The sequence below is a fragment of the Pseudomonas sp. HP_08 genome (genome assembly GCF_055284095.1).
Genome location: NZ_JBTOQC010000024.1, coordinates 15,687 through 38,936 on the forward strand (window position 1 = coordinate 15,687; position 23,250 = coordinate 38,936).

The following is a 23,250-nucleotide window of genomic DNA, read 5'->3' on the forward strand; positions in this document are numbered from 1 at the left end:
GTCCGGGCTTGTCGCTCCATGGTCTCGCCGGTCTGCACCGGCGATTTGTATCGGTAAGGCAGTGCGGGCATGGGTTTGGTTCATCTGCACCCTGCCATCAGACATTAAACATTGTTCAGGTGCAGGTTATCGATCAGCCGGGTCTTGCCCAGATAGGCCGCCGCAATGATGACCAGATCGCGATCGTCAAAGGTTGCCGGTCGCAGGCTGCCTGCCTGACGAACCTCCAGATAATCGACGCGAAAGCCTGCGCTTTCAAGTGTCTGTTTACCGGTGTTCAACAAGGAGGCGAAGGTTTTCTCGCCGCCGCGCAGTGCATCGCCGATCTGTGTAATGACTTGATATAGCACAGGCGCAATGGCGCGTTGTTCATCGCTCAGGTAACCATTGCGCGACGACAGCGCCAGACCGTCGGCGGCGCGCACGGTAGGCTCGCCAATGATCTGGATCGGCATGTTCAGATCACGCACCAGTGCACGGATCACAGCCAGTTGCTGAAAGTCTTTTTCACCGAACACGGCGACATCGGGCTGAACCATGTTGAACAGCTTGCTGACCACGGTCGCCACGCCTTCGAAGTGCCCCGGACGACTGGCGCCGCACAGGCCTTCGGACAGGTGCGGGACGCTGACGCGGGTCTGGTCGTCCATGCCGTTGGGGTACATGTCGGCAACACCTGGGGTGAACAGCAGGTGGCAGCCGGCTTGCTGAAGTTTTTCCTGGTCGGCGGTCAGGGTGCGCGGGTAGGTCGCCAGGTCTTCGTTGGGGCCGAACTGCAACGGGTTGACGAAAATGCTCGCCACCACAAAGTCAGCCTGTTCGCCGGCGCGGCTCACCAGTGTGGTGTGGCCGCTGTGCAGGTTGCCCATGGTCGGGACCAGCGCAATGCGCTTGCCTGCCTGACGAGCCTGGGCCACGGCGGCGCGCAGGTCCTGGACGGTGTGTACTGTGTTCATGCCGAGAATCCGTGTTCAGGAGCGGGGAAGCTTGAGTCTTTGACGGCGCTGACGTACGCCTGGATGGCCGACTGGATATCCGGCTGGCCGATCATGAAGTTCCTGACGAACTTGGCCATCCTGCCGCTGATCGACAGGCCGAGCATGTCGTGCAGCACCAGCACCTGGCCATCGGTGGCGTTGCCGGCACCGATGCCGATGACCGGAATCTTCACGGCATGGGTGATTTCCTCAGCCAGCTCGCCGGGCACGCATTCCAGCAGAATCATCGCGGCACCGGCCTGTTCAAGCGTAATGGCGTCGGCACGCATCTGCCGGGCCTGGGCTTCGAGCCGGCCCTGCACCTTATAGCCACCGAGCACGTTGACGGTCTGCGGGGTCAGGCCCATGTGTGCGCACACCGGAATGCCACGGTCGGTCAGTTGGCGAATGGAGTCGGCCAGCCACGCGGTGCCCTCGACCTTGACCATGTGCGCGCCTGCCTGCATCAGCGTAGCGCTGTTGAGCAAGGTGTGTTCCACGGTGGCGTTGGCCATGAACGGCAGGTCGGCAATGATCAGTGAGCCCCGATTGCCGCGTTTGACGCAGGCTACGTGATAGGCCATGTCGGCGGTGCTGACCGGCAAGGTGCTGTCATGCCCTTGCAAGACCATGCCCAGCGAGTCGCCGACCAGCAGCACCTCGACGCCCGCAGTGCTGGCGGTATGGGCGAAAGTTGCGTCATAGCAGGTCAGCATGGTGATTTTTTCACCCTTGAGTTTGAGAGCCTGCAGCGACGTAACGGTTGTAACCGGCATGTAAATTTCCTCCATCACCAGGCGCCAAGAGCCGTTTAGGGCGCTTCTAAAAACTACCTGCGTTTTTAGAAGCGCCCTGTGCAAGCAACGCCTGAAAGCAGGCACACCGTCGCATCGCGGTGTTTCGCAAAGGCCTGTTTCGCGCCCATGCACCAACGGGGTTGGTGGCGGGAGGCCTATATTCGTGAGGGAGGGGCATGAAGTCAATTGCGGTTGTTACCCAGGCCCGATTGCCGGGGTAACGGGTGACACGCGACGGTTACAGCGCGGCTGGCAGGCGCTCAAGTCCAACGAAGGGACAGTCAGCCAGCAACTGGCTCAGAAGGCGCCCGTCGGGCAGTTGCAGGTCAGGTGCCAGCTCGGCCAGCGGGTAGAGCACGAAGGCGCGGGCCTGCATGTGGTAGTGCGGAACCTGCAGGCGCGGCACGTCGATCAGGTGCTCGCCGAACAGCAGGATATCCAGGTCCAGCGTACGCGGTCCCCAGCGTTCGAGGCGTTCACGGCCTTGATCCAGCTCGATGGCTTGCAAGGCATCGAGCAGCTCCAGCGGCGCAAGGTCGGTGTCCAGCGCCGCCACGGCATTGGTATAACGTGGCTGGCCGGGCAGCAGCGAGTCGCTGACATAGAACGACGAGGCCGCGGCTAAACGGCTGCCGGGCAATTGCTGCATGGCCGCCAGCGCATTGCGCAATTGCGCGGCCGGCTCGGCGAGGTTACTGCCCAGGCCGATGTAGGTGCGTTCAGTCATCGAATACGCCTGCACCGTCGGCGCCGGCCTTGCGTTTGGAGTTGCTGCGGCGGCGCTTGCGTGGGCCGGTGCCGGCTTCTTCCTTGTTGCCCAGGTCGCGGATCATGTCGCGGCGCTGGCTGTCGTTGCAGTCCTGGTAGCGGGTCCACCAGTCGCCAAGACCGTCGGTCTGCTCGCCGGCGCTTTCGCGCAGCAGCAGGAAGTCGTAGGCAGCGCGGAAGCGCGGATGGTCGAGCAACAGGTCGGCGCGTTTGCCGGCGCGGCGTGGCAGGCGCTCTTGCATGTCCCAGATTTCGCGGATCGGCAAGGTGAAGCGCTTGGGAATGGCGATGCTGCGGCACTGCTCGATGATCAGGTCGTGCGAGGCTTCGTTCATGGCGGCCAGCGGCGGCGCGCCACGTTCTTGCAGGCGCAGGACCTTGGCTGGCAATGCCGGCCAGAGCAGGGCGGCGAACAGGAAGGCCGGAGTCACCGGTTTTTCCTGGCGCACACGCAGGTCGGTGTTGGCCAGCGCCTGGCTGATCAGCGTGTGGGTGTAGGTCGGGTTGTATTCCAGCGCCTTGGCGGTGGCCGGGAACAGCGAGTCGAACAGTTCAAGGTCGACCAGCATCTCGAAGGTCATCTCGGCGTGCCCTGACAGGAACAGCTTGAGGTTTTCTTCGAACAGGCGTGCCGCCGGAATATCGCGCAGCATCGGTGCCAGCGGGCGGATCGGCAGCACTGTCTGCTTTTCGATACCGAAATTGAGCTTGGCCGCGAAGCGCACCGCACGCAGCATGCGCACCGGGTCTTCTTTATAGCGCTGCTGCGGATCACCGATCAGGCGGATCAGCCGATTGCGGATATCGTCCACGCCATTGGCGTAGTCGAGAATGCGCTCGGTGACCGGATCGTAATACAGGGCGTTGATGGTGAAGTCGCGGCGCTGGGCGTCCTCTTCGAGGGTGCCATAGACGTTGTCGCGCAGAATCCGGCCACTGGCGTTGTGCGAGGACTGGTTGCTGTCTTCGTCTTCATCGTCTTGCGAGTGATTGGCGCGGAAGGTCGCCACTTCAATGATTTCACGCCCGAAATGGATGTGAACCAGCTTGAAGCGCCGGCCGATGATGCGCGCATTGCGAAATTCTGCACGGATCTGCTCGGGCGTGGCGCTGGTGGCGACGTCGAAATCCTTGGGATTGATCTGCAGCAGCATGTCGCGCACGCAACCACCGACCAGGTAAGCCTGGTAGCCCGCCGTTTGCAGGCGCTCGACGATATTCACCGCATGACGGCTGAATTGGGTACGTTGCAGCGAGTGCTGGTTGCTGTTGAGCACGATCGGCGTGGAACGTATGTGTTGCTGCGGCGTGCGCAGCGGGGTACGGATTGACTGGAACAACTTCTTCAGCATGGGATGCACTGTTTGAAGGAATATTCGGCCAAAACAGGGAATGACCGCATGATGGGCGGGGATTCTAGCATTTGATCGTGCAATGGTGTAGGAAGCGTCGTCGCGGGGGAGATCTGGGCAGGGATTGGCGCGGGGTAGAAGGCTTGCTTCGGAACGCCAGATGCTACTGGGGGAGCCGAAGCTCCCCCAAAGTGTGTGCTCTTTATTTTTATTATGAGTGCGGGCTCTTGTTTTTGTTGGGTGCCCAATCACAAGCTTTTTGCCTGTGAACCTCTCAACCGAGAGTAAAGAGCAAACGGATTGCTTTGGCCGCTGTAGTGCAATGATCAGTCGATCCAACCAGTTCAGGCGCTACCTTGGGGTAGTTTTTGTTGTTCTCAGCCTGGTTGCGGGGCAAGCCCCAAATACAACACCTCTCCAAAAGAATCAGTTAGCTGCGCCTCCGCCGTGTTGTTCTTGTTATGCGTGAGTCGATTCGTCTTGTTTTTATTGTGTGGGTGGATCAGGTTTTTATTTTTCTTGTACTAAGCATATAGCAGAACCTGTGCCAACTTTTGCAAAGCCCCGTAAACACTGGGGTTTACGGCCTGTGTCCTTTGCAGGGGCGAAAAAAAGCCGGGGTTTCGTTACCGTAAACCCCGGCTTTTGTTACGTCTGGCAATGCACCGGTAACGTTTTTTGCTTCGCTCAGGGAACTGTTACCGGAAAAACGGTCACGTTTCGTTCGCAACACCCTTGCGGCGCGGAATGCCCAGGCGCTGGCGCCGTTCCCACAGGCATTTGCGGCTGACCCCCAGCTTGCGGGCCAGCTCTGTCTCGGTCATGTGGTCCTGATGTTCCAGGACGAAGTGCTGGAAGTAATCTTCCAGGGACAAATCTTCGCTCGGTTCGTGATTGGTGCCGTTGACGCTGTTGGTCAGTGGCGCCAGGCCGATGAATTCTTCGTCTTCGATCGGCGCCAGCTCGATATCGATGCCCAGATAGTCGGCGGTTATTTCTGCGCTCTCGCTGAGAATCACCGAACGCTCCACGGCGTTTTCGAGTTCGCGCACATTGCCCGGCCAGCTGTATTGGCGGATGGCCTGTTCGGCATCGGCGCCGAACTTCATATCCGGCCGGCCGGCCTTGACGCTTTGGCGGGTCAGGAATGCACGGGCGATTTCGAGTACATCGCTGCCGCGTTCACGCAGCGCCGGCAGCTTGAGGGCGATGACGTGCAGGCGGTAATAAAGGTCTTCACGGAATTCGCCGTTCTTGGCCAGGGTCTTGAGGTCGCGGTGGGTCGCGGCGATCAGGCGTACATCGACCTTTTGCGACTGCACCGAGCCGACGCGGCGAATTTCGCCTTCCTGCAATACGCGCAGCAGCCGCGCCTGGGCCTCAAGCGGCAGTTCGCCGATTTCGTCGAGAAACAGGGTGCCGCCGTCAGCCGCTTCGACCAGCCCCGCACGTCCGGCGCTGGCGCCGGTGAACGCGCCTTTTTCATGGCCGAACAATTCGGATTCGATCAGGCTTTCTGGAATGGCCGCGCAGTTGACCGAGATCATCGGTGCCTTGGCGCGGCGCGAAAGATTGTGCAGGGCGCGGGCGACCAGCTCTTTACCGGTCCCGGATTCACCCTGTACCAGCACGTTGGAGTCGGTGGGCGCGACCTTGCGAATCTTGCCGTACAGGTCCTGCATCGGCGGGCAGGAACCGATGATGCCGATTTCGCCATTGGCGTTGCCGGCAGCGGGCTTGTCGGCAGCGCCACTGGCCTTGCCGGTGCTGCTGCGTTCGCTGGCTGGCGGTTGCGCCTGACCCTGGGCGCTCTGGCGGTCGCGCAGGATACGGGCCACGGCCTGGAGCATTTCATCGTGGTCGAAGGGCTTGGCGATGTAGTCCACCGCGCCCATTTTCATCGAGTCGACCGCCGAGCGCAGGCTGGCGTAGCTGGTCATGATCAGCACCGGCTTGCCTTCACCGAGCCGGATCAGCTCGGTGCCTGGGGCGCCGGGCAGACGCAGGTCGCTGACGATCAGGTCGAACGAGGGGATGCTGAAGCGTTCCTGAGCCTCCTGCACCGAGCCGGCTTCGCTGACTTGATACTGGTTGCGTTCAAGCAGGCGGCGCAGGGCCGAGCGGATGATGGTTTCGTCTTCGACGATCAGAATATGCGGCATTGATTCAGTTCTCTCGACGGTCTCGGTTCACGGCGGACGTCGCGTCGACATTACGCGGTAAGGTCACCCTGATACGGGTGCCGCGTTGCCGTTCGGGATCGGCCGGGCTGTCGATGGTGATTTGTCCATAATGCTCTTCAACGATGGAATAGACCAGAGCGAGGCCCAGTCCGGTTCCTTCACCGGGGTCCTTGGTGGTGAAGAAAGGTTCGAACAATCGGTCCATGATTGCCTTGGAAATACCGCTGCCTTCATCTTCGACGATCAGGTCCACAGTATGTTCGGACGCCTCGCTCTTGACCCGCACGGCGCTGCCGGGTGTTGATGCATCGCGGGCGTTGGAGAGCAGGTTGATCAGTACCTGGGCCAGACGCTGCGGGTCGCCATCGACCCAGTGCGCGGGGTCGCACAGGTTGTAGAACTGCACCTCGAAATTGCGCCGGTTCAGGGCCAGCAGGCCGATGGCATCCTGCGCCACTTCGGCCAGGCACACCGGTTCGTCGCTGTGCTGGTGGGCGCCGGCATGGGCAAAGCTCATCAGCGATTGCACGATGCGCGACACACGCTTGGTCTGCTCGACGATCTGGCTGCTGATTTCTGCCAGCTCCGGGTCTTCTTCGCGTTCTTCGCGCAGGTTCTGCGCCAGGCAGGCGATGCCGGTGATCGGGTTGCCGATCTCGTGGGCCACGCCGGCGGCCAGACGGCCGATACTCGCCAGCCGTTCGGAATGCACCAGTTTGTCTTCGAGCATCTGCGTATCGGTCAGGTCTTCGACCAGCAGCACCAGGCCGCTGTTGCCTGGCGCGAGTGGCTCGTCGATGGCCGCCTTGTGCAGGTTGAGCCAGCGCGTCTGGCCGTCCAGTTGCAGTTTCTGTTTGTGCAGGTGCTCATCCGGCTCGCTGATGAAATCGCGCAGCAGGCTTTTCCACGGTTCGGCGATAGTGCTCAGCCGCGAGCCGATCACATGCTGGGCCGGAATCGCGGTCAGCTCTTCCATGGCGCGGTTCCACATCAGGATTTCCTGGTCCTTGGCCAGCGAGCACACGCCCATCGGCAGTTCTTGCAGTGTTTGCCGGTGATAGCGGCGCAGCGCATCGAGCTCGGCGGCCAGCCCGGTCAGGCGCGAGTGGTAGTCCTCAAGCCGGCTTTCGATGAAGTGAATGTCTTCGGTGACGTACTTTTCGTTGCCAGACTTGTAGGGCAGGAAGGTTTCGACCATGTCCTGGGCCACGCTGGGACCCATCAGGCCGGAAAGGTTGGCCTCTATGCGGTCGCGCAGGCGGCGCAATGCATAAGGGCGGCGTTCATCGAAGGCCAGGTAAAGATCACGCAGCGCTTGCTCGACTTCCTTCTGCGCGGCCTTGGCGCCCAGCGGTTTGGCCAGTTGCGTGGCGAACTCCTGAGGGGAGGCGGCAAACAGTTCGCGACGTTGCGGGCGACGCACGTTGTCCACCGCGCAGGCTTCGGCGGCGCTGACTTCTTCGGGGCTGGCGTTGGTGAACAGCGACACCAGGGTAAACAGCAGCACGTTGGCGGCCAGCGAGGCGATGGCTGCCATGTGCCAACTGGTGTCGTCCAGCACATAGATCATGTTCAGCATCGGAATATAGAAGCCTTCCATGTTACCGAGCAGCGGTAACAGCATGCTGAAGACCCACACCGTGATGCCGGCCAGAATCCCGGCGATAAAGCCGCGGCGGTTGGCGGTCGGCCAGTACAGCACCGACAGCACGCCCGGCAGAAATTGCAGGGTGGCGACAAAGGCGACGATGCCCATGTTGGCCAGGTCTTGCTGGGCGCCGAGCATCAGGTAGAAGCAGTAGCCGGCGGCAATGATGGCGATGATCAGGCCGCGGCGGGTCCATTTCAGCCAGCGGTAGATATTGCCTTCGGCCGGCGGCTGGTACAGCGGCAGCACCAGGTGGTTGAGGGCCATGCCCGACAGCGCCAGGGTGGTGACGATAATCAGGCCGCTGGCCGCCGACAGTCCGCCGACGTACGCCAGCAGCGCCAGCGATTTGCTCTGCACCGCCATGCCGATGCCCAGCGTGAAGTATTCCGGGCTGGTGCGCGCGCCCAGCTTGAGGCCGGCCCACAGAATCAGCGGCACCGCCAGGCTGAGCAGCAGCAGGTACAGCGGCAGGCCCCAACTGGCGCTGACCAGCGAGCGCGGGTTGAGGTTTTCGGTGAAGGTCATGTGGTACATGTGCGGCATCACGATGGCCGAGGCGAAGAACACCAGCAGCAGCGTGCGCCACGGGCCCTCTTGCAGCGGCGTATGCAGCGAGGCGAGGGCGGTCTGGTTTTGCAGCAGCCAGATTTCCAGCTGCGACGGTCCGCCAAATACCGTGTACAGGGCATAGATACCCAGGCCGCCGAGGGCGATCAGCTTGATGATCGACTCGAACGCAATGGCGAACACCAGGCCCTGGTGTTTTTCGCGGGTGGCGATGTGGCGTGAGCCGAAGAAGATCGTGAACAGGCTGATCAGCGCACAGAAGGCGATCGCGACCCGGTTGCGCACCGGCTCGCCGGTCAGGATGCCGATCGAGTCGGCCACCGCCTGGATTTGCAGGGCCAGCAACGGCAAGACGCCGATCAGCATGAAGATGGTGGTCAGTGCGCCGGCCCAGGTGCTGCGAAAGCGAAACGCGAACAGGTCGGCCAGCGACGACAGCTGGTAGGTGCGGGTGATCTTGAGGATCGGGTAAAGCAGCACCGGCGCCAGCAGAAAGGCGCCCGAAACCCCCAGATAACTGGACAGAAACCCGTAGCCGTATTGATAAGCCAGGCCGATGGTGCCGTAGAACGCCCAGGAACTGGCATAAACGCCCAGCGACAGGGTGTAGGTCAGCGGATGACGAATGATCCAGCGCGGGATCAGGCCGCGTTCGCTGATCCAGGCCACGCTGAACAGCACCAGCAGGTAGCCGGCGCTGACCAGCAGCATATAGGTGAGGCTAAAGCTCATCGGCATCTCGCTGGCTTTGCAGAATGAACGTCACCACGATAAGGATCAGCCACAACATATAGGGGCGGTACCAGGCGCCTGTTGCATCGATCCACCAATCCATGATTGCCGGCGAGAACAGGTAGATGCCGACCACCAGGAGCAGGACCAGCCGATAGATATACATGCTGCCTCCGGTTGTGCCGCAGTGCGTTGGATGACCTGCCCTGTTGTGGGGCGGGTGAGGTGCGGCATGTTAACCAATGCCCGGCAACCTGCAAGCGACGTTTTATCCAGTGTGCGGCAACCGCTCTGGATCAGTCTATTGCAGCCGGTCCAGTTCGGCATCCGGGATGGCGGGCACCTTGGGAATCAGATCGCTGTTCCATTGGCGGGTCGCCTGGGCCAGCAGTTCTTGTGGCGTTGCATGACCCAGGTGCGCATCGAGCGGTTGCCCCAGTGCGCGCAAGGCCCGCAACAGTAACGGCGTGGCCTGGTCGGCGGGCAGTGGCGGCGAACGGTAGGATTTGCCGAGTTTGTGGCCGTCCGGCTGGGTGATCAGCGGTACGTGCAGGTAGCGCGGTTGGGGCACGCCGAGCAGTTCCTGCAAATACAGTTGCCGTGGCGTGGAGTCCAGCAGGTCGGCGCCGCGCACGATGTCGGTAACGCCTTGCCAGGCATCGTCGATGACCACGGCCAATTGATAGGCATACAGCCCGTCGCGACGACGAATGACAAAGTCACCGGCTTCGCGCCCCAGGTGCTGACGCACCAGGCCCTGAACCCGGTCGGTAAAGTGATATTCGACTTCCGGCACGCGCAGGCGAATGGCGCCCTCTTGCGGGGCGTGTCCCAGGTTGCGACACAGGCCCGGATAAATACCGTTGAACGGCTCCAGTTGTTTGCGCGAACAGGTACAGGTGTAAGCCAGGCCATGGCTGAACCAGCGCTGGATCACCTGAGCATAGGCTTCATGGCGATCGCTTTGGCGAACGCAGGTGCCGTCCCATTCAAAGCCATAGGTTTCCAGGGTCTGCAGAATCGCTGCCTGGGCGCCGGCGACTTCGCGCGGCGGGTCCAGGTCTTCCATGCGCATCAGCCACAGGCCGCCTGCCGCACGGGCATCCAGATAAGAGGCCAGCGCTGCGACCAGTGAGCCGAAATGCAGGTAGCCGCTGGGCGTTGGCGCAAAGCGCCCGATATAGGAAGGGGTTTTCATGAGGGCGATGTTACTGGCTGGCCAATAGACGGAAAACAAAAAAGACGCCGAAGCGTCTTTTACGTCAACCCGGCAAAGTTACTTGCCGACTTGTTTTTCCTTGATCTCTGCAAGGGTCTTGCAGTCAATGCACAGGTCGGCCGTCGGGCGGGCTTCGAGGCGGCGGATGCCGATCTCTACACCGCAGGACTCACACCAGCCATATTCTTCGTCGATGATCAATTGCAGCGTCTTGTCGATCTTTTTGATCAACTTGCGCTCACGGTCGCGGGCGCGAAGTTCAAGGCTGAACTCTTCTTCCTGGCTGGCGCGATCGGCGGGGTCTGGAAAGTTGGCCGCTTCATCCTTCATGTGGTCGACCGTACGGTCGACCTCCACCATCAAGTCCTGTTTCCACTTGTTCAGGATCTTGGTGAAGTGTGCGCGCATGGGTTCGCCCATGTACTCTTCACCCGGTGTCGCCTTGTAGGGTTCGAGGCCGCTGATTAGATTTTGTTGCTTATCTGGGGTGGGCATGTATGGACCGCCTCTCACTCTTTTCTAATCTATTGCGCAGGATGTTCCATCACCGACACCCGTCGGCCCTGCAGGTGCAAGCCGGCGAACTTACCAGATCAAATCGGAGTCCGCCACTCCCGGTTGTCGAGCATGACGCCTGCTGTGAACGGTCCGTTGAAAGTCCACCTGCCATAGATGAACTCTAGTCATTGCAGGACGTCGTAGTTTGTTTTTTGTTGTTTAATTCAGCTCTTTTCATCGCCTCTCCCCAGGAAGGAAAATCATGGTCCAGCCTTACAGTGAGCGCAGCCGCGCCATCGAACCCTTTCATGTCATGGCGCTGCTGGCGCGGGCCAATGAATTGCAGGCGGCGGGCCACGATGTGATTCATCTGGAAATCGGCGAGCCGGACTTCAGTACCGCACAACCGATCATCGAGGCCGGGCAAGCCGCGCTGGCGTCAGGCAAGACCCGCTACACCGCCGCTCGAGGCCTGCCGGAGCTGCGTCAGGCAATCGCCGGTTTCTATGCTACTCGTCACGGCCTGGACATCGACCCGCAGCGCATTCTGGTGACGCCCGGCGGTTCCGGCGCCTTGCTGCTGGCCAGCAGCCTGCTGGTCGATCCGGGCAAGCACTGGCTGCTGGCCGACCCTGGCTACCCGTGCAACCGGCACTTCTTGCGCCTGGTCGAAGGTGCCGCGCAACTGGTGCCGGTGGGTCTCGAAGAGCGTTATCAACTGACGCCGCAACTGGTCGACCGCCACTGGAATCAGGACAGCGTCGGCGCCCTGGTGGCCTCGCCGGCCAACCCGACCGGCACGCTGCTCAGCCGCGACGAGCTTCAGGGTTTGTCGACCGCGCTCAAGGCGCACAACGGGCATCTGGTGGTGGACGAGATTTACCACGGCCTGACCTACGGCGTGGATGCCAGCAGTGTGCTGGAAGTCGACGATGAAGCCTTCGTTCTTAATAGTTTTTCCAAATATTTCGGCATGACCGGTTGGCGCCTGGGTTGGCTGGTAGCGCCGCCAGCGGCCGTCGGTGAGCTGGAAAAGCTTGCGCAAAATCTTTACATCAGTGCGTCCAGCGTGGCGCAGTACGCCGCGCTGGCCTGTTTCGAGCCGCGCACGCTGGACATTCTCGAAGAGCGCCGCGAAGCATTCGGGCAGCGCCGCGACTATCTGTTGCCCGCGCTGCGCGAGTTGGGCTTCGGCATCGCCGTAGAGCCTGAAGGCGCGTTCTATCTGTATGCCGATATCAGCGCGTTCGGCGACGATGCCTTCGCGTTCTGCCGACATTTCCTTGAAGAACAGCACGTCGCCTTTACCCCGGGCCTGGACTTTGGCCGCCACAAGGCCGGCCATCATGTGCGCTTCTCTTATACCCAGAGCCTGCCGCGCCTGGAGCAGGCGGTCGAGCGGATTGCCCGTGGTCTGCGGAGCTGGCAAGGCTGATGCGCTTTTCTCCTGCCCTCGAAACCGGTCGTCTGTTGCAGCGTTACAAGCGCTTTCTGGCCGATATCGAAACCGACAGCGGCGAACGGTTGACCATTCATTGCCCCAATACCGGCTCGATGCTCAATTGCATGATGCCCGGCGGGCGAGTGTGGTTCAGCCGCTCCAACGACCCCAAACGCAAATTACCCGGCACCTGGGAAATCAGCGAAACCCCGCAAGGGCGGCTGGCCTGTATCAATACCGGGCGAGCCAATACGCTGGTCGAAGAGGCGCTGCAAGCGGGCGTGATCAGCGAACTCAATGGCTTTACCGCGCTCAAGCGTGAAGTGCCTTATGGCGTGGAAAAAAGCCGGGTGGATTTTCGCCTGCAATACCCTGAAGGCGATCTGTATCTGGAGGTCAAGAGTGTCACGCTGGGCTTCGATGACTCTGCGGTAGCGGCCTTCCCGGATGCGGTGACTCAGCGCGGCGCCCGGCACCTGCGCGAGCTGGCGGCCCTGGCGCGTGACGGAGTGCGGGCAGCCTTGCTGTATTGCGTGAACCTGTCAGGCATCGAGGCGGTGCGCCCGGCCGAAGAAATCGACCCGGCGTATGCGGCCGCCTTGCGCGACGCGAGGGCGGCGGGCGTGCAGATTCTGGCGTATGGCGTGGACATCAACGCTGAAGAGGTGCGTATCGTGCGGCGTTTGAGGGTGCAAGAGCTTACGCGCTAGAGGTTGTGGTTCATGGCGCTTGACCATCAAATGAAAACAATTATCAAATGTCAGGGCTTCGCAGCCTGATAGCCAGTGGCTGCACCGATTCTCCCCGAAAGGAATTCCTGCATGCCTCTGCGTTCTTTGCTGCTCGCCCTGTGCGCCAGTGTATTGATCAGCCCCATGAGCCAGGCCGACGAGCCGCCCAAGCGTCTGGTCAGTGCCGGTGGCGCCCTGAGCGAGTGGATCGTCGCCCTGGGCGCGCAACCCTCTCTGGTCGGGGTCGACACCACCAGCCAGAACCCCGAGTCGCTCAAGTCGCTGCCGCGTATCGGCTACCAGCGTCAGCTCTCGGCCGAGGGTATTCTCAGTTTGCGTCCCGATGCCTTGGCGGGCACCGAAGAAATGGGCCCGCCGGCGGTCCTGGAGCAACTGCGTGCTGCTGGCGTGCGGGTCGAAGTGCTATCGGCAAAGGCGGATCTTGCCGATCTGCAAGACAACCTGCAGCGCCTGGGCAAACTGCTCGGCGCGCCCGATCAGGCCGAGCGCCTGAACGCTGCGTTTCGACAGCAACTGGATACCCAGCAACAGTGGGTCGCTCAAGCCCGTACCCAGCAAGCGATTCCCAATGTTCTGCTGCTGGTCGGCCAGGGCGGCGGCAAGCCCATGGTGGCCGGCAAGGGCACGGCCGGCGACTGGCTGATCACCCGCGCCGGCGGGCGTAATCTGGCGACCCATGAAGGCTACAAGGTGTTTTCGACCGAGGTCATGGCAGCGCTCGACCCGCAGGTGCTGATCGTGGCCGACCGGACCTTGCGCGGCGAGGCGGCGCGTGAGGCGCTGATCAAGGAAAATCCGCTGCTGGCGGCGACGACGGCGGTGCGCAATAACCGGTTGTTCGAGCTTGATCCAACCCTGCTGGTCGGCGGTCTGGGCCCGCGTTTGCCTGCGCAATTGCAGCGCGTGTCTGAAATTATGTATCCCGGCGTTCATCCTCTTCCATGAGGAGCGGGCTGCCACCGCGGGCGTTGTTTGCGCTGTTGATCGGCCTGTGCCTGATCGCGACCTGGCTGTCGCTGGCGCTGGGGCCGGTCAGCTTGCCGCTGGGCGATGTGCTGCGCGCGCTGAGCGGCTGGGCCATGCCGGGAGAGACGGGGCAGGCTGAGCTGATCATCGGCCAGATCCGCTTGCCGCGCACCTTGCTCGGCCTGGCGGTGGGCGCGGTATTGGCGTTGTGCGGTGTCGCGATGCAGGGATTGTTTCGCAATCCATTGGCAGACCCAGGCTTGATTGGCGTCTCCAGTGGCGCGGCGTTGGGGGCGGCGCTGGCCATTGTGGGCGGCTCGTTATGGGGCCACGTGCCAGCGGTGATTGCGCCTTATCTACTGTCGATCTGCGCGGTGCTGGGCGGTCTGCTGGTGACGGCGATCGTTTACCGGCTGGGCCGGCGCAATGGCCAGACCAGCGTGGCGACCATGCTGCTGGCAGGCATTGCCCTGACGGCGCTGTCGGCGTCGGTCATTGGTCTGCTGACCTATCTGGCAGACGACGCCACCTTGCGCACCCTGACGTTCTGGAACCTGGGCAGCCTGAATGGCGCCAGCTATGCGCGGCTCTGGCCGTTGCTGCCGGTGTGCGCGGCAATCATTTTCTGGTTGCCGCGTCGGGCCAGAGCGCTCAATGCGCTGTTGCTCGGTGAGTCCGAAGCGCGCCATCTGGGCGTGGACGTTCAGTCGCTCAAGCGTGAACTGATGTTCTGCACCGCGCTTGGCGTCGGCGCGGCGGTGGCGGCGGCCGGACTGATCGGGTTTGTCGGGCTGATTGTGCCGCACCTGATCCGTCTGCTCAGCGGCCCGGACCATCGCGTACTGTTGCCGGCCTCGGCGCTGGCGGGTGCGACCCTGTTGTTGTGCGCTGATCTGTTCGCACGCATGGTGCTGGCGCCGGCCGAGTTGCCGATCGGGATTGTCACCGCCTTGCTGGGCGGCCCGTTCTTTTTGTATCTGTTGGTGCGAGGAGCACGTTGATGCTGCGGGCGCAAAATCTTCATGTGCTGCGCAGTGGCCGCAGTGTGCTGGCCGGGATCGACTTGCAGGTACAGCCCGGCCAGGTGCTGGGTGTGCTGGGCCCCAACGGGGCGGGCAAGAGCACGTTGTTTGGCGCGCTGAGCGGTGAACTCAAGCTGTCGCAGGGTGAAGTCTGGCTGGCCGACAAGCCGCTGGCGCAATGGCAGGGCCGCGAGCGTGCCCGGCGGCTGGCAGTGTTGCCGCAGCAGTCGACCCTGGACTTTGCCTTTCGGGTCGATGAGGTGGTCGGCATGGGCCGGTTGCCCCATGCCACCGGGCATGAGCACGATGCGCAGGTGGTGCGTGAAGCGTTGCAGGCCGGCGATGCCCTGCACCTGGCCGAGCGCGCGTATACGGCGCTGTCGGGCGGCGAGCGCCAGCGCGTGCATCTGGCGCGGGTGCTGGCGCAACTCTGGCCGGGCGGCAGCGATTGCACGCTGTTGCTCGATGAGCCGACGTCGATGCTCGATCCCTTGCATCAGCAGACGATTCTGCAAGCTGTGCGGGGTTTTGCCGGGCGCGGGGCGGCGGTCATGGTCATTCTTCACGACCTGAACCTGGCGGCGCGTTACTGTGATCGGCTGCTGTTACTGCATGAGGGGCGGGTTCATGTGGCGGGCACAGCGGCTGAGGTGCTGCAACCTGCCGCACTCAAGATCGTGTTCGGGCTGGAGGTGCTGGTGCAGCCGCATCCGGAATCGGGCCACCCGCTGGTGATTGCGCGTTAACGGTCCTTCGGATGTTTCCTGAGTGTTTGTAGCCTGATTCCCATACTCCGGTCCGCCTGATTCTGACGGCCATGGCTGGTCTATTGTCGTGCTCGACTGATTTTCGCAGTGGAGTGCACATGCAATGAGCGTCGATGACGAGCAACTGGCGCATCAGGCAATAAGCCTGCTGGAACTGCTGGCCTTTAACCAGGAAGACACCGAACAACGCATTGTCAGCCTTTGCCGCAGCGCCCTGACCCCGGTCGGGCCGGTGGCGGGTGTTTGTGTCTACCCGCACTTCGTGTGCCTGGCGCGGGCGACTCTCGACCGTTTGCAGGCGCGGCAGGTGCGGGTGATCGGGCTGGTCAATTTTCCTTCGGGGCGGGCCAATGTCGAACAGGCGGTGCAGGAAACCCGCGCGGTGTTGTTGTCGGGCGCCGATGAGGTAGAGGTGGTGTATCCGTTCAGGGCGCTGTTGTCCGGTAACACAGGTATTGGCCCTGAACTGGTCGCGGCCTGCAAAGCCGAATGCACCAGCCGGGCGCCACTCACCATCACCCTGGAAACCGGCGACTTGCGCGACCCGCAACTGATTCGCATCGCTTCGCGTGCGGCGATTGCGGCGGGGGCCGATTTCATCAAGACCTGTACCGGCCGGCTGGTGGCACCGGCCACACCGCAGGCGGCGCGGATCATGCTGGAGTCGATTGCCGAGATCGGCGGGCAGGTTGGGTTCAAGGTGGCCGGCGGTTTACGCACGGTGGTCGATGCCCAGGCGTTTCTGGCGCTGGCCAGGCAGCGTTTCGGAGCGCAGTGGATTTCGCCGCAGCGCGTCCGTCTTGGCGCTTCGAGCTTGTTGGGCGATTCGTTGGCGCGCTTGGGATTGCTTGAGGGTAATGACTTTTGAGCAGGCAAAAAAAGACCCGGCAAAGAGCCGGGTCAAAAACCGTGATTAGCCTGATGAGGAGATAATCTGAGAGTCCGAACCAAGGTCTTTCAGGTTACCGACCAGTCTCGCGACCAGTTGTGATAATCATAACGATTCTCATTTCTAAGTCAACAGTTCTTTTTGAAGCGTTTTTCAGCAGTGCTTTCAGCGGGTGCGGTAGCGCAGCCGCGTACCGAAATTCACCGACATCAGAATCTCGTCCGCACTCAGCTCCGGCGGAAAGTACGCACCGGATATCTGCGCATGGGCGATGCTTGCGCCTTCGAGCGGGTTGTCGCGCAGGTCCAGACCGCGCAGGTCTGCCGAGCGAAAGTAGGCATCGGTGAAGTCGATACCGGTGGTGTCCAGATTGCGCAGGTCCAGGCCACGGAAGTCACCGCCGCGCATGTCGAGGGTGCCTTTGGACGGCCTTTCCTGGTTGAAGCCTTCGATATCATCCTTGCGCAGCAACACATAAAGCGGTGAGTCGATTTGCTTGGGCTGGCTCATGGTGATTCTCGGGGCTGTTGGATTTATGGCGCCATTATATCGCCACTATTGCGAGGCCGTGAAGCGTCACCCGCTTAACGGCCTCGCGATTTTCAGAGTCCCGGCAGGCGCTGGTGCAGGTTCTCGATCAGCGTGTCCAGATCGCTGCTCAGATCGGTGCGGATAGCCTTGCTCAGCAGGGTTTCTTCAGCGCTCAGCGGCTCGCGGCTGGCTTGCTGGGCGAGTACCACTTCAAGCGTGGCTTCGGACGGATCGTTGTTCTCGGTCTGGCGCTGTTGCAGCCAGCCTTCAATCACGGCCTGCGGTGCTTCGCAGTCCAGAATCAGGAACGGAACGCCATAGGCCTGCGCAACGCGGGCGGCAGCCTGACGCTGTGCATGCTTGAGGTAAGTGGCGTCGAGCACGACCGAGAAGCCGGCACGCAACACCACACCAGCCAGTTCGTGCAGGCGGGCATAGGTTGCTTCATGAGCTTCGGCGCCATAGCGCTCTGCACTGTCGCTGTCGGTGAACAGACGCTTGCGTTCAACGTCCGAGCGCAGGCGAATGGCACCCAGCGACTGCACCAGGCGTTGAGCAACCTGGCTCTTGCCCACTGCCGACACGCCATGCGTAATGGCCAGGAAAGGCGAGGGGATGGCGCTGTAGCTTTCGGCCAGGTTGGCGTAGTTGCGGTACTGGCGCAGCGCGGCGGCGCGTTGCACACCATCGGCCTCGGCGGGCAGGCTGAACAGGGCGATCTTGGCCCGCACCACCGCGCGATAGGCCTTGTAGAAGTTGAACAGTTCCAGGCCCTGATAATCGCCGGTCAGCTCCAGGTACTGGCTGATCAGGCGTCGCGACAGGGTCTTGAGGCCGCGGTCTTCAAGGTCCATGGCCAGAAAGCCGATGTCGGCATACACATCGGTCATGCGGAAGGGTTCGTTGAATTCGATGCAGTCGAACAACACCACCTTGCCATCGATCAGTGCAGCATTGCCCAAGTGAATATCGCCATGGCACTCGCGAATAAATCCCTCGGCCTTGCGTTGAACCAACAGCGGCTTGAGCCGCTCAAAGCTCGACTCTGCCCAGGCCTTGAGAGCTTCAAGCTGTTGCAGGTCGGACTTCTCGCTAAGGAAAGGACGAATCTGTTCAAAGTTTTGCGTGACCGGCGCCATGACGCTGTCAGGCGAGCCCAGCTCGTTTTCGGCGCCGACTTTCGGGGCCGAAAGGTGGAAGTGGGCGATCTGGCTGGCCAGCTCGTCGATATGGCCTATGGTCAATTCACCATTGGCTTGCAGGGTGCTGAGCAGTCCGCTTTGCGGGAACTGGCGCATTTTCAGGGCATATTCGATCGGTTCGCCGTCGCCGCCCAGTTGTGGCGCCTCGACCGAGCCGGTCAGCGCAATGACTTCCAGGTACAGGCCTTCGGTGAGGCGCTGGTTCAGGCGTAACTCTTCGTTACAGAAGTGCTTGCGAGCCGACAGTGTGGTGAAGTCCAGAAAACCGAAATTCATCGGTTTCTTGATCTTGTAAACATAGGGGCCTGTGAGCAGTACCCACGAAATGTGTGTTTCGATGACCTGAAAACCCTCTACCGGATGAGGGAAAAGGCCAGGGTTTTGCAGGGCTGCGATCAGTGACTGGCTCACGGTCGATCCTTGATGAATGATATGAAAATAAATGGCTCAGGCCGGCCATTATGGCTGCTCGGCGTAATGCTGCAAACCGCTCGCCTGAGCGTCTGTCGATCCTGAGGGGCTGTTGAGATTCAAGCGCGAGACGCGTTGCTGGGCCAAATTTCGCCAGGTTAGGCGGAGGACGCAGAAAATGGTTACTCCCTTTTCAAGTCCTCCAACACAGCCTGGCGAAATTTGGCACGCAACCCGAAGGGCCGGGCCCGTTTTGCCGCGATACTGCGTTACTCGCCGCTCATTTGGAATGACCAAACCTTGCGGCTCGCGCCTTGCCTCGCGGCAAAACGGGCGCCGGCGCGACCGCGCTTGAACCTCAACAGACCCTCCTAAACTGCGTATAATCCGCGCCCATGACTCGATCCCGTAGTTCCCGTACCCCCAAGAAGCCCTCTTCCGGCCGTCTGCGCACCTGGCTGGGCTGGGCACTCAAGCTCAGCATCGTCGGTGTGGTGATCATCGCCGGCTTTGCCATTTACCTCGATGCGCAGGTCCAGGAAAAGTTTTCCGGCAAGCGCTGGATGATTCCGGCCAAGGTCTATGCCAGGCCTCTGGAGTTGTTCGTTGGCCAGAAACTCAGTCGCGACGATTTTTTGATCGAACTCGATGCCCTGGGTTATCGCCGTGAAAGCGTGGCCAACGGGCCGGGCGCTGCCGCTGTGAATGGCAACACGGTCGACTTGAACACCCGCGGCTTTCAGTTTTATGAAGGCACCGACCCCGCACAGCAGATCCGCGTGCGCTTCTCGGGTGATTTCGTTGCCGACCTGTCTTCGGCCAATGGTGCCAAGCTGGCCGTAGCGCGGCTGGAGCCGCTGCTGGTCGGCGGCTTGTACCCGAAGAATCTTGAAGACCGGATCCTGATCAAGCTCGATCAGGCGCCGCCATATTTGCTCGACACGCTGATTGCGGTAGAAGACCGCGACTTTTATAGCCACTTCGGTGTTTCGCCCAAATCGATTGCCCGGGCTATCTGGGTCAATGCCTCGTCCGGAAAAATGCGTCAGGGCGGCAGTACCCTGACCCAGCAGTTGGTGAAAAACTTCTTCCTGACCCCTGAACGCAGCCTGTCGCGCAAGCTGACCGAGGCCATGATGTCGCTGCTGCTGGAGCTGCATTACAGCAAGCAGGAAATTCTCGAGGCTTACCTGAACGAAGTGTTCGTCGGGCAGGACGGGCAGCGTGCGGTGCATGGCTTCGGTCTGGCCAGCCAGTATTTCTTCAGCCAGCCGTTGTCGGAACTCAAGCTGCATCAGGTGGCGTTGCTGGTCGGTCTGGTCAATGGGCCGTCTTACTACAACCCGCGCCGCAACCCGGAGCGCGCGCTGGAGCGGCGTAACCTGGTGCTCGACCTGCTGGCACAACAAGGCGTGGCGCCGGCCGATGTGGTCGAGGCCGCGAAGAAAATGCCGCTCGGTGTCACGCGCACCGGCAGCCTGGCCGACAGCTCGTTCCCGGCGTTCATGGACCTGGTCAAGCGTCAGTTGCGCGACGACTATCGCGATGAAGACTTGACCGAGGAAGGGCTGCGTATCTTCACCAGTTTCGACCCGATCCTGCAGATGAAATCCCAGGCAGCCATGGACGAAACGTTCAAGCGTCTGGCGGGGCGCAAGGGCTCTGATGAGGTCGAAGCCGCGATGGTGGTGACCAACCCGGAAACCGGTGAGGTCCAGGCACTGCTCGGCAGCCGCAAGGCCGGTTTTGCAGGTTTCAACCGTGCCATCGATGCAGTGCGCCCGATCGGCTCGCTGGTCAAGCCGGCGATCTACCTGACCGCACTGGAGCAGCCGCAGAAGTACACGCTGACCAGTTGGGTGGCCGATGAGCCGTTCCAGGTCAAGGGCGCCGACGGGCAAATCTGGAAACCGCAGAATTACGATCGCAAGGCGCACGGCAATATCTTCCTGTATCAGGGCCTGGCGCACTCCTACAACCTGTCGACCGCCAAACTGGGGCTTGAACTGGGCGTGCCGACTGTGTTCAAGACCCTGAACAAGCTGGGCGTGACCCGCGAATGGCCGGCGTACCCGTCGATGCTGCTGGGCGCTGGCGGGCTGAGTCCCGTTGAAGTGGCAACCATGTATCAGACTATTGCCAGCGGTGGTTTCAATACGCCGATGCGCGGTATTCGCAGTGTGCTGACCGCTGAAGGCGAGCCGCTCAAGCGTTATCCGTTCCAGATTCAGCAGCGCTTCGATCCGGGCGCGATCTATCTGGTGCAGAACGCCATGCAGCGTGTCATGCGCGAAGGCACGGGCCAGTCGGTCTATAACGTATTGCCTAAAACGCTGAATCTGGCGGGCAAGACCGGCACCAGTAACGACTCGCGTGACAGCTGGTTTGCAGGCTTCAGCCAGGACGTGCTGGCGGTGGTGTGGATGGGCCGCGACGATAACGGGCAGACCCCGTTTACCGGTGCCAGTGGTGCGTTGCAGGTCTGGACCAGCTTCATGCGCAAGGCCGAGCCGTTGCCGCTGGACATGGCCATGCCGGACAACGTGGTGCAGGCCTGGGTCGATGCCGGCACCGGACAAGGCTCCGATGCCAGTTGCCCGAATGCTGTCCAGATGCCGTATATTCGCGGCAGTGAACCGGTGCCGGGTGCAACCTGTGGTAGCCCCGCCGCTGATGAGCCGGTCATGGACTGGATCAAGGGCTGGTTGAATTAAGTGAAGAGGGTTTGATGTGAATAAGTGGTGGATTCCAGCTGTAACCGCCCTGGCTGTGCTCAGCGGGTGCGCCAGTGTGCAGCAAGGCTCGATCCCGGTCGTGGACTCGGGCTCCAGGGTGTCCAGCAGCGAGCGCGTGAGCGCGCCGCGCAATACGGGCTATCGCGCCAATACGGCACCTGTGCAGCAACCGCAGGCTGTTCCCGCCGATTCCGGGGTGACGGTCATGGTGCCCGGCGGCAGTGGCAGTATCCAGACCTACTCGGCACCGGCGGCGCAAGCGCCTTTCAGTGTCGATTCGGCACCGATCAATACAGCGCCCGCGTATCAGCCTCCGGTTGACACCGCGCCGCTGAACACCAGCAGCTACAGCCTGCCTTCGGCACCGACCGGGATTCCATCCAATGCCAATCGCGGTGCCTTGTCGGCTGACGAACAGCTCGATGGTCCGGTGCTGGCGTTGCTGACCACGGCGCAGCAACAGCAAAGCGGTGGCGACCTCAATGGCGCGTCGTCGAGCCTGGAGCGCGCCCAGCGCGTGGCGCCACGTGAGCCGCAGGTGCTTTACCGTCTGGCCCAGGTGCGTCTGGCCCAGGGTGATGCGGCCCAGGCCGAGCAACTGTCGCGCCGTGCCCTGACTTACGCCAATGGCCGTCCGAGCTTGCAGGCCAGCCTTTGGGAAATCATCGCGCAGTCTCGCGAGAAGCAGGGCGATGCTGCCGGCGCTGCGCAGGCACGCCAGAAAGCCCGGGTTAACCTGTAATGGATGCGCGTCTACCTGCGCTGGCTGACCACCTGTTGTTGATCGAGCGAGAGTTGCGTGGGCTGGGATGGTGGGAAAGCGCCGCCCCCGACGCCAAGGCGCTGGCCAGCCAGGAACCGTTCAGTGTCGACACCCTGTCTTTCGAGCAGTGGCTGCAGTGGATCTTTCTGCCGAAGATGAAGGCCATCCTTGAGCAGGATCTGCCGTTGCCACGGGTTTCCGGGATTCGGGAAATGGCCGAGATGGTTTATGTCGATCGTCCCGAGCAGGCACGCAACCTGCTGAGCCTGCTGGAGCAGTTCGATCAGTTGATCGGTAAGGCAGGCTGAGCCGGCGAGACCTCCGCGGGGCAGGAGGTCTCAGTTGCAATAATCGGCAATCGCTTTTTGGCTTTCTGCGATTTTCGCCTGACGCTCCTCCTCGTTCAGGCGTTTGAAGCCACCTTCAGCGGGCACCCGTACGCGCGGGTTGTTCTTCAGTTGGGCGAGGTTGGTGCGCATGACTTCGCACATGGCATTGCGCTTCGCTTGCGCGTCGCTGACTTCCTGCTTGACCTTGTTGTCGATGGCCCGCTGACGCGCATCGGGCTCCGGTGCCGGCTGGGTGGCGACAGAGCCTGACAGCGGTGGTTTCTGGATGTCTACGGGCGCGATCTGCTGGCCGGCCGGTGGCGTGGCATCGAAATGCGTCACCCCTTGAGCGTCGACCCACTTGTAGATTTGCGCGGCCTGGGCGCTGAGGCCCATCGCCATCGACAAGGTGAGCGAAAGGATCATCCTGCGCATGTGGCTTCCTTGAAATAACAGTGCTGGGCGAAAGCTATCACATCGCTGTTTGATCGTCCGGGTGGCGACAGGGCAATCGCGAAACATGCAAGAAAGCTTACGGATTGCTTGACTTGAGAGGGACGAATCACAACAATTCAAAGTTCGCTGTAGGGGGACTGCCAGAAGCAGACCGTCTCGGTAGATCATGAGGCGCACATCCGCGTCGACCTGTAACACCCGCAACGCGTTACCTCGCGCTGGGTGGGACCGTTCCGCAACAC

Annotated in this window: 21 protein-coding genes; 9 read left to right on the forward strand and 12 right to left on the reverse strand. The window is 61.6% G+C overall.

Annotated features, from left to right (window positions below):
• Window positions 1-104 precede the first annotated feature (104 nt).
• The 9 genes from panC to dksA form a co-directional block, all read right to left on the reverse strand.
• Complete coding sequence (gene panC, locus ACYAS9_RS21065; RefSeq protein ID WP_463570247.1) at window positions 105-956, reverse strand: pantoate--beta-alanine ligase; 852 nt, start codon at window positions 954-956, stop codon at window positions 105-107.
• A complete protein-coding gene (gene panB, locus ACYAS9_RS21070; protein ID WP_463570248.1) occupies window positions 953-1,753 on the reverse strand; it encodes a 3-methyl-2-oxobutanoate hydroxymethyltransferase in 801 nt (266 codons plus the stop codon). Before panB ends, panC begins: the two co-directional genes overlap by 4 nt.
• 259 nt (window positions 1,754-2,012) lie before the next feature.
• Window positions 2,013-2,501 carry a 2-amino-4-hydroxy-6-hydroxymethyldihydropteridine diphosphokinase gene (gene folK, locus ACYAS9_RS21075; RefSeq protein WP_463570249.1) on the reverse strand — a complete coding sequence of 163 codons (489 nt, stop codon included), beginning with the start codon at window positions 2,499-2,501 and terminating at the stop codon, window positions 2,013-2,015.
• Window positions 2,494-3,894, reverse strand: a complete 1,401-nt coding sequence (locus tag ACYAS9_RS21080) for a polynucleotide adenylyltransferase PcnB (RefSeq protein WP_463570250.1) — start codon at window positions 3,892-3,894, stop codon at window positions 2,494-2,496. The genes folK and ACYAS9_RS21080 overlap by 8 nt, the downstream gene beginning before the upstream one ends.
• A 713-nt stretch (window positions 3,895-4,607) precedes the next feature.
• Complete coding sequence (locus ACYAS9_RS21085) at window positions 4,608-6,056, reverse strand: sigma-54-dependent transcriptional regulator (RefSeq protein WP_463570251.1); 1,449 nt, start codon at window positions 6,054-6,056, stop codon at window positions 4,608-4,610.
• A gap of 4 nt (window positions 6,057-6,060) precedes the next feature.
• Entirely contained in the window at window positions 6,061-9,033 is a 2,973-nt protein-coding gene (locus tag ACYAS9_RS21090; RefSeq protein WP_463570252.1) for a sensor histidine kinase, read from the reverse strand.
• Window positions 9,017-9,193 carry a hypothetical protein gene (locus ACYAS9_RS21095; protein WP_002552060.1) on the reverse strand — a complete coding sequence of 59 codons (177 nt, stop codon included), beginning with the start codon at window positions 9,191-9,193 and terminating at the stop codon, window positions 9,017-9,019. Before ACYAS9_RS21095 ends, ACYAS9_RS21090 begins: the two co-directional genes overlap by 17 nt.
• Before the next feature lie 135 nt (window positions 9,194-9,328).
• Window positions 9,329-10,225: a tRNA glutamyl-Q(34) synthetase GluQRS gene (gene gluQRS / locus ACYAS9_RS21100; protein ID WP_463570253.1), complete on the reverse strand. Its 897-nt coding sequence runs from the start codon at window positions 10,223-10,225 to the stop codon at window positions 9,329-9,331.
• 78 nt (window positions 10,226-10,303) lie between these two features.
• On the reverse strand, window positions 10,304-10,741 hold the full coding sequence (gene dksA, locus ACYAS9_RS21105; RefSeq protein ID WP_463570254.1) for an RNA polymerase-binding protein DksA: 438 nt from the start codon (window positions 10,739-10,741) through the stop codon (window positions 10,304-10,306).
• Between the two features lie 265 nt (window positions 10,742-11,006).
• Between dksA and ACYAS9_RS21110 the strand changes: the two genes are divergently transcribed.
• The 6 genes from ACYAS9_RS21110 to deoC all read left to right on the forward strand — a co-directional run bounded on the left by ACYAS9_RS21110 (window position 11,007) and on the right by deoC (window position 16,560).
• Window positions 11,007-12,179 carry a pyridoxal phosphate-dependent aminotransferase gene (locus ACYAS9_RS21110; RefSeq protein WP_463570255.1) on the forward strand — a complete coding sequence of 391 codons (1,173 nt, stop codon included), beginning with the start codon at window positions 11,007-11,009 and terminating at the stop codon, window positions 12,177-12,179.
• Window positions 12,179-12,895: a DNA/RNA nuclease SfsA gene (sfsA, locus tag ACYAS9_RS21115; RefSeq protein WP_463570256.1), complete on the forward strand. Its 717-nt coding sequence runs from the start codon at window positions 12,179-12,181 to the stop codon at window positions 12,893-12,895. Before ACYAS9_RS21110 ends, sfsA begins: the two co-directional genes overlap by 1 nt.
• Before the next feature lie 111 nt (window positions 12,896-13,006).
• The gene (locus tag ACYAS9_RS21120) at window positions 13,007-13,882 is read left to right on the forward strand and encodes a heme/hemin ABC transporter substrate-binding protein (RefSeq protein WP_463570257.1); all 876 of its coding nucleotides are present in this window, start codon (window positions 13,007-13,009) and stop codon (window positions 13,880-13,882) included.
• A gap of 50 nt (window positions 13,883-13,932) precedes the next feature.
• Window positions 13,933-14,904: a FecCD family ABC transporter permease gene (locus ACYAS9_RS21125; protein WP_463570270.1), complete on the forward strand. Its 972-nt coding sequence runs from the start codon at window positions 13,933-13,935 to the stop codon at window positions 14,902-14,904.
• Window positions 14,904-15,671 carry a heme ABC transporter ATP-binding protein gene (locus tag ACYAS9_RS21130; RefSeq protein ID WP_463570258.1) on the forward strand — a complete coding sequence of 256 codons (768 nt, stop codon included), beginning with the start codon at window positions 14,904-14,906 and terminating at the stop codon, window positions 15,669-15,671. The genes ACYAS9_RS21125 and ACYAS9_RS21130 overlap by 1 nt, the downstream gene beginning before the upstream one ends.
• Window positions 15,672-15,795: 124 nt before the next feature.
• A complete protein-coding gene (deoC, locus tag ACYAS9_RS21135) occupies window positions 15,796-16,560 on the forward strand; it encodes a deoxyribose-phosphate aldolase (RefSeq protein ID WP_463570259.1) in 765 nt (254 codons plus the stop codon).
• A gap of 186 nt (window positions 16,561-16,746) precedes the next feature.
• Here deoC and ACYAS9_RS21140 read toward each other — a convergent pair whose 3' ends face one another.
• Entirely contained in the window at window positions 16,747-17,091 is a 345-nt protein-coding gene (locus ACYAS9_RS21140) for a pentapeptide repeat-containing protein (protein WP_463570260.1), read from the reverse strand.
• 92 nt (window positions 17,092-17,183) lie between these two features.
• Complete coding sequence (locus tag ACYAS9_RS21145) at window positions 17,184-18,725, reverse strand: bifunctional aminoglycoside phosphotransferase/ATP-binding protein (RefSeq protein ID WP_463570261.1); 1,542 nt, start codon at window positions 18,723-18,725, stop codon at window positions 17,184-17,186.
• A gap of 395 nt (window positions 18,726-19,120) precedes the next feature.
• Here ACYAS9_RS21145 and mrcB point away from each other — a divergent pair, with 395 nt between their 5' ends.
• The 3 genes from mrcB to ACYAS9_RS21160 are packed head-to-tail and all read left to right on the forward strand — an operon-like array spanning window position 19,121 to window position 22,531.
• On the forward strand, window positions 19,121-21,439 hold the full coding sequence (gene mrcB / locus ACYAS9_RS21150) for a penicillin-binding protein 1B (protein WP_463570262.1): 2,319 nt from the start codon (window positions 19,121-19,123) through the stop codon (window positions 21,437-21,439).
• A 16-nt stretch (window positions 21,440-21,455) separates the two neighbouring features.
• Window positions 21,456-22,202 carry a tetratricopeptide repeat protein gene (locus tag ACYAS9_RS21155; protein WP_463570263.1) on the forward strand — a complete coding sequence of 249 codons (747 nt, stop codon included), beginning with the start codon at window positions 21,456-21,458 and terminating at the stop codon, window positions 22,200-22,202.
• A complete protein-coding gene (locus tag ACYAS9_RS21160; RefSeq protein WP_463570264.1) occupies window positions 22,202-22,531 on the forward strand; it encodes a YqcC family protein in 330 nt (109 codons plus the stop codon). The genes ACYAS9_RS21155 and ACYAS9_RS21160 overlap by 1 nt, the downstream gene beginning before the upstream one ends.
• 30 nt (window positions 22,532-22,561) lie before the next feature.
• Here ACYAS9_RS21160 and ACYAS9_RS21165 read toward each other — a convergent pair whose 3' ends face one another.
• Window positions 22,562-22,987 carry a DUF4124 domain-containing protein gene (locus ACYAS9_RS21165; RefSeq protein ID WP_463570265.1) on the reverse strand — a complete coding sequence of 142 codons (426 nt, stop codon included), beginning with the start codon at window positions 22,985-22,987 and terminating at the stop codon, window positions 22,562-22,564.
• Window positions 22,988-23,250 lie beyond the last annotated feature (263 nt).

Bases quoted from the DNA above. Each gene is read 5' to 3' on its own strand.
- panC (WP_463570247.1), bottom strand. From the start codon at position 956: ATGAACACAGTACACACCGTCCAGGACCTGCGCGCCGCCGTGGCCCAG.
- panB (WP_463570248.1), bottom strand. From the start codon at position 1,753: ATGCCGGTTACAACCGTTACGTCGCTGCAGGCTCTCAAACTCAAGGGT.
- folK (WP_463570249.1), bottom strand. From the start codon at position 2,501: ATGACTGAACGCACCTACATCGGCCTGGGCAGTAACCTCGCCGAGCCG.
- ACYAS9_RS21080 (WP_463570250.1), bottom strand. From the start codon at position 3,894: ATGCTGAAGAAGTTGTTCCAGTCAATCCGTACCCCGCTGCGCACGCCG.
- ACYAS9_RS21085 (WP_463570251.1), bottom strand. From the start codon at position 6,056: ATGCCGCATATTCTGATCGTCGAAGACGAAACCATCATCCGCTCGGCC.
- ACYAS9_RS21090 (WP_463570252.1), bottom strand. From the start codon at position 9,033: ATGCCGATGAGCTTTAGCCTCACCTATATGCTGCTGGTCAGCGCCGGC.
- ACYAS9_RS21095 (WP_002552060.1), bottom strand. From the start codon at position 9,193: ATGTATATCTATCGGCTGGTCCTGCTCCTGGTGGTCGGCATCTACCTG.
- gluQRS (WP_463570253.1), bottom strand. From the start codon at position 10,225: ATGAAAACCCCTTCCTATATCGGGCGCTTTGCGCCAACGCCCAGCGGC.
- dksA (WP_463570254.1), bottom strand. From the start codon at position 10,741: ATGCCCACCCCAGATAAGCAACAAAATCTAATCAGCGGCCTCGAACCC.
- ACYAS9_RS21110 (WP_463570255.1), top strand. From the start codon at position 11,007: ATGGTCCAGCCTTACAGTGAGCGCAGCCGCGCCATCGAACCCTTTCAT.
- sfsA (WP_463570256.1), top strand. From the start codon at position 12,179: ATGCGCTTTTCTCCTGCCCTCGAAACCGGTCGTCTGTTGCAGCGTTAC.
- ACYAS9_RS21120 (WP_463570257.1), top strand. From the start codon at position 13,007: ATGCCTCTGCGTTCTTTGCTGCTCGCCCTGTGCGCCAGTGTATTGATC.
- ACYAS9_RS21130 (WP_463570258.1), top strand. From the start codon at position 14,904: ATGCTGCGGGCGCAAAATCTTCATGTGCTGCGCAGTGGCCGCAGTGTG.
- deoC (WP_463570259.1), top strand. From the start codon at position 15,796: ATGAGCGTCGATGACGAGCAACTGGCGCATCAGGCAATAAGCCTGCTG.
- ACYAS9_RS21140 (WP_463570260.1), bottom strand. From the start codon at position 17,091: ATGAGCCAGCCCAAGCAAATCGACTCACCGCTTTATGTGTTGCTGCGC.
- mrcB (WP_463570262.1), top strand. From the start codon at position 19,121: ATGACTCGATCCCGTAGTTCCCGTACCCCCAAGAAGCCCTCTTCCGGC.
- ACYAS9_RS21160 (WP_463570264.1), top strand. From the start codon at position 22,202: ATGGATGCGCGTCTACCTGCGCTGGCTGACCACCTGTTGTTGATCGAG.
- ACYAS9_RS21165 (WP_463570265.1), bottom strand. From the start codon at position 22,987: ATGCGCAGGATGATCCTTTCGCTCACCTTGTCGATGGCGATGGGCCTC.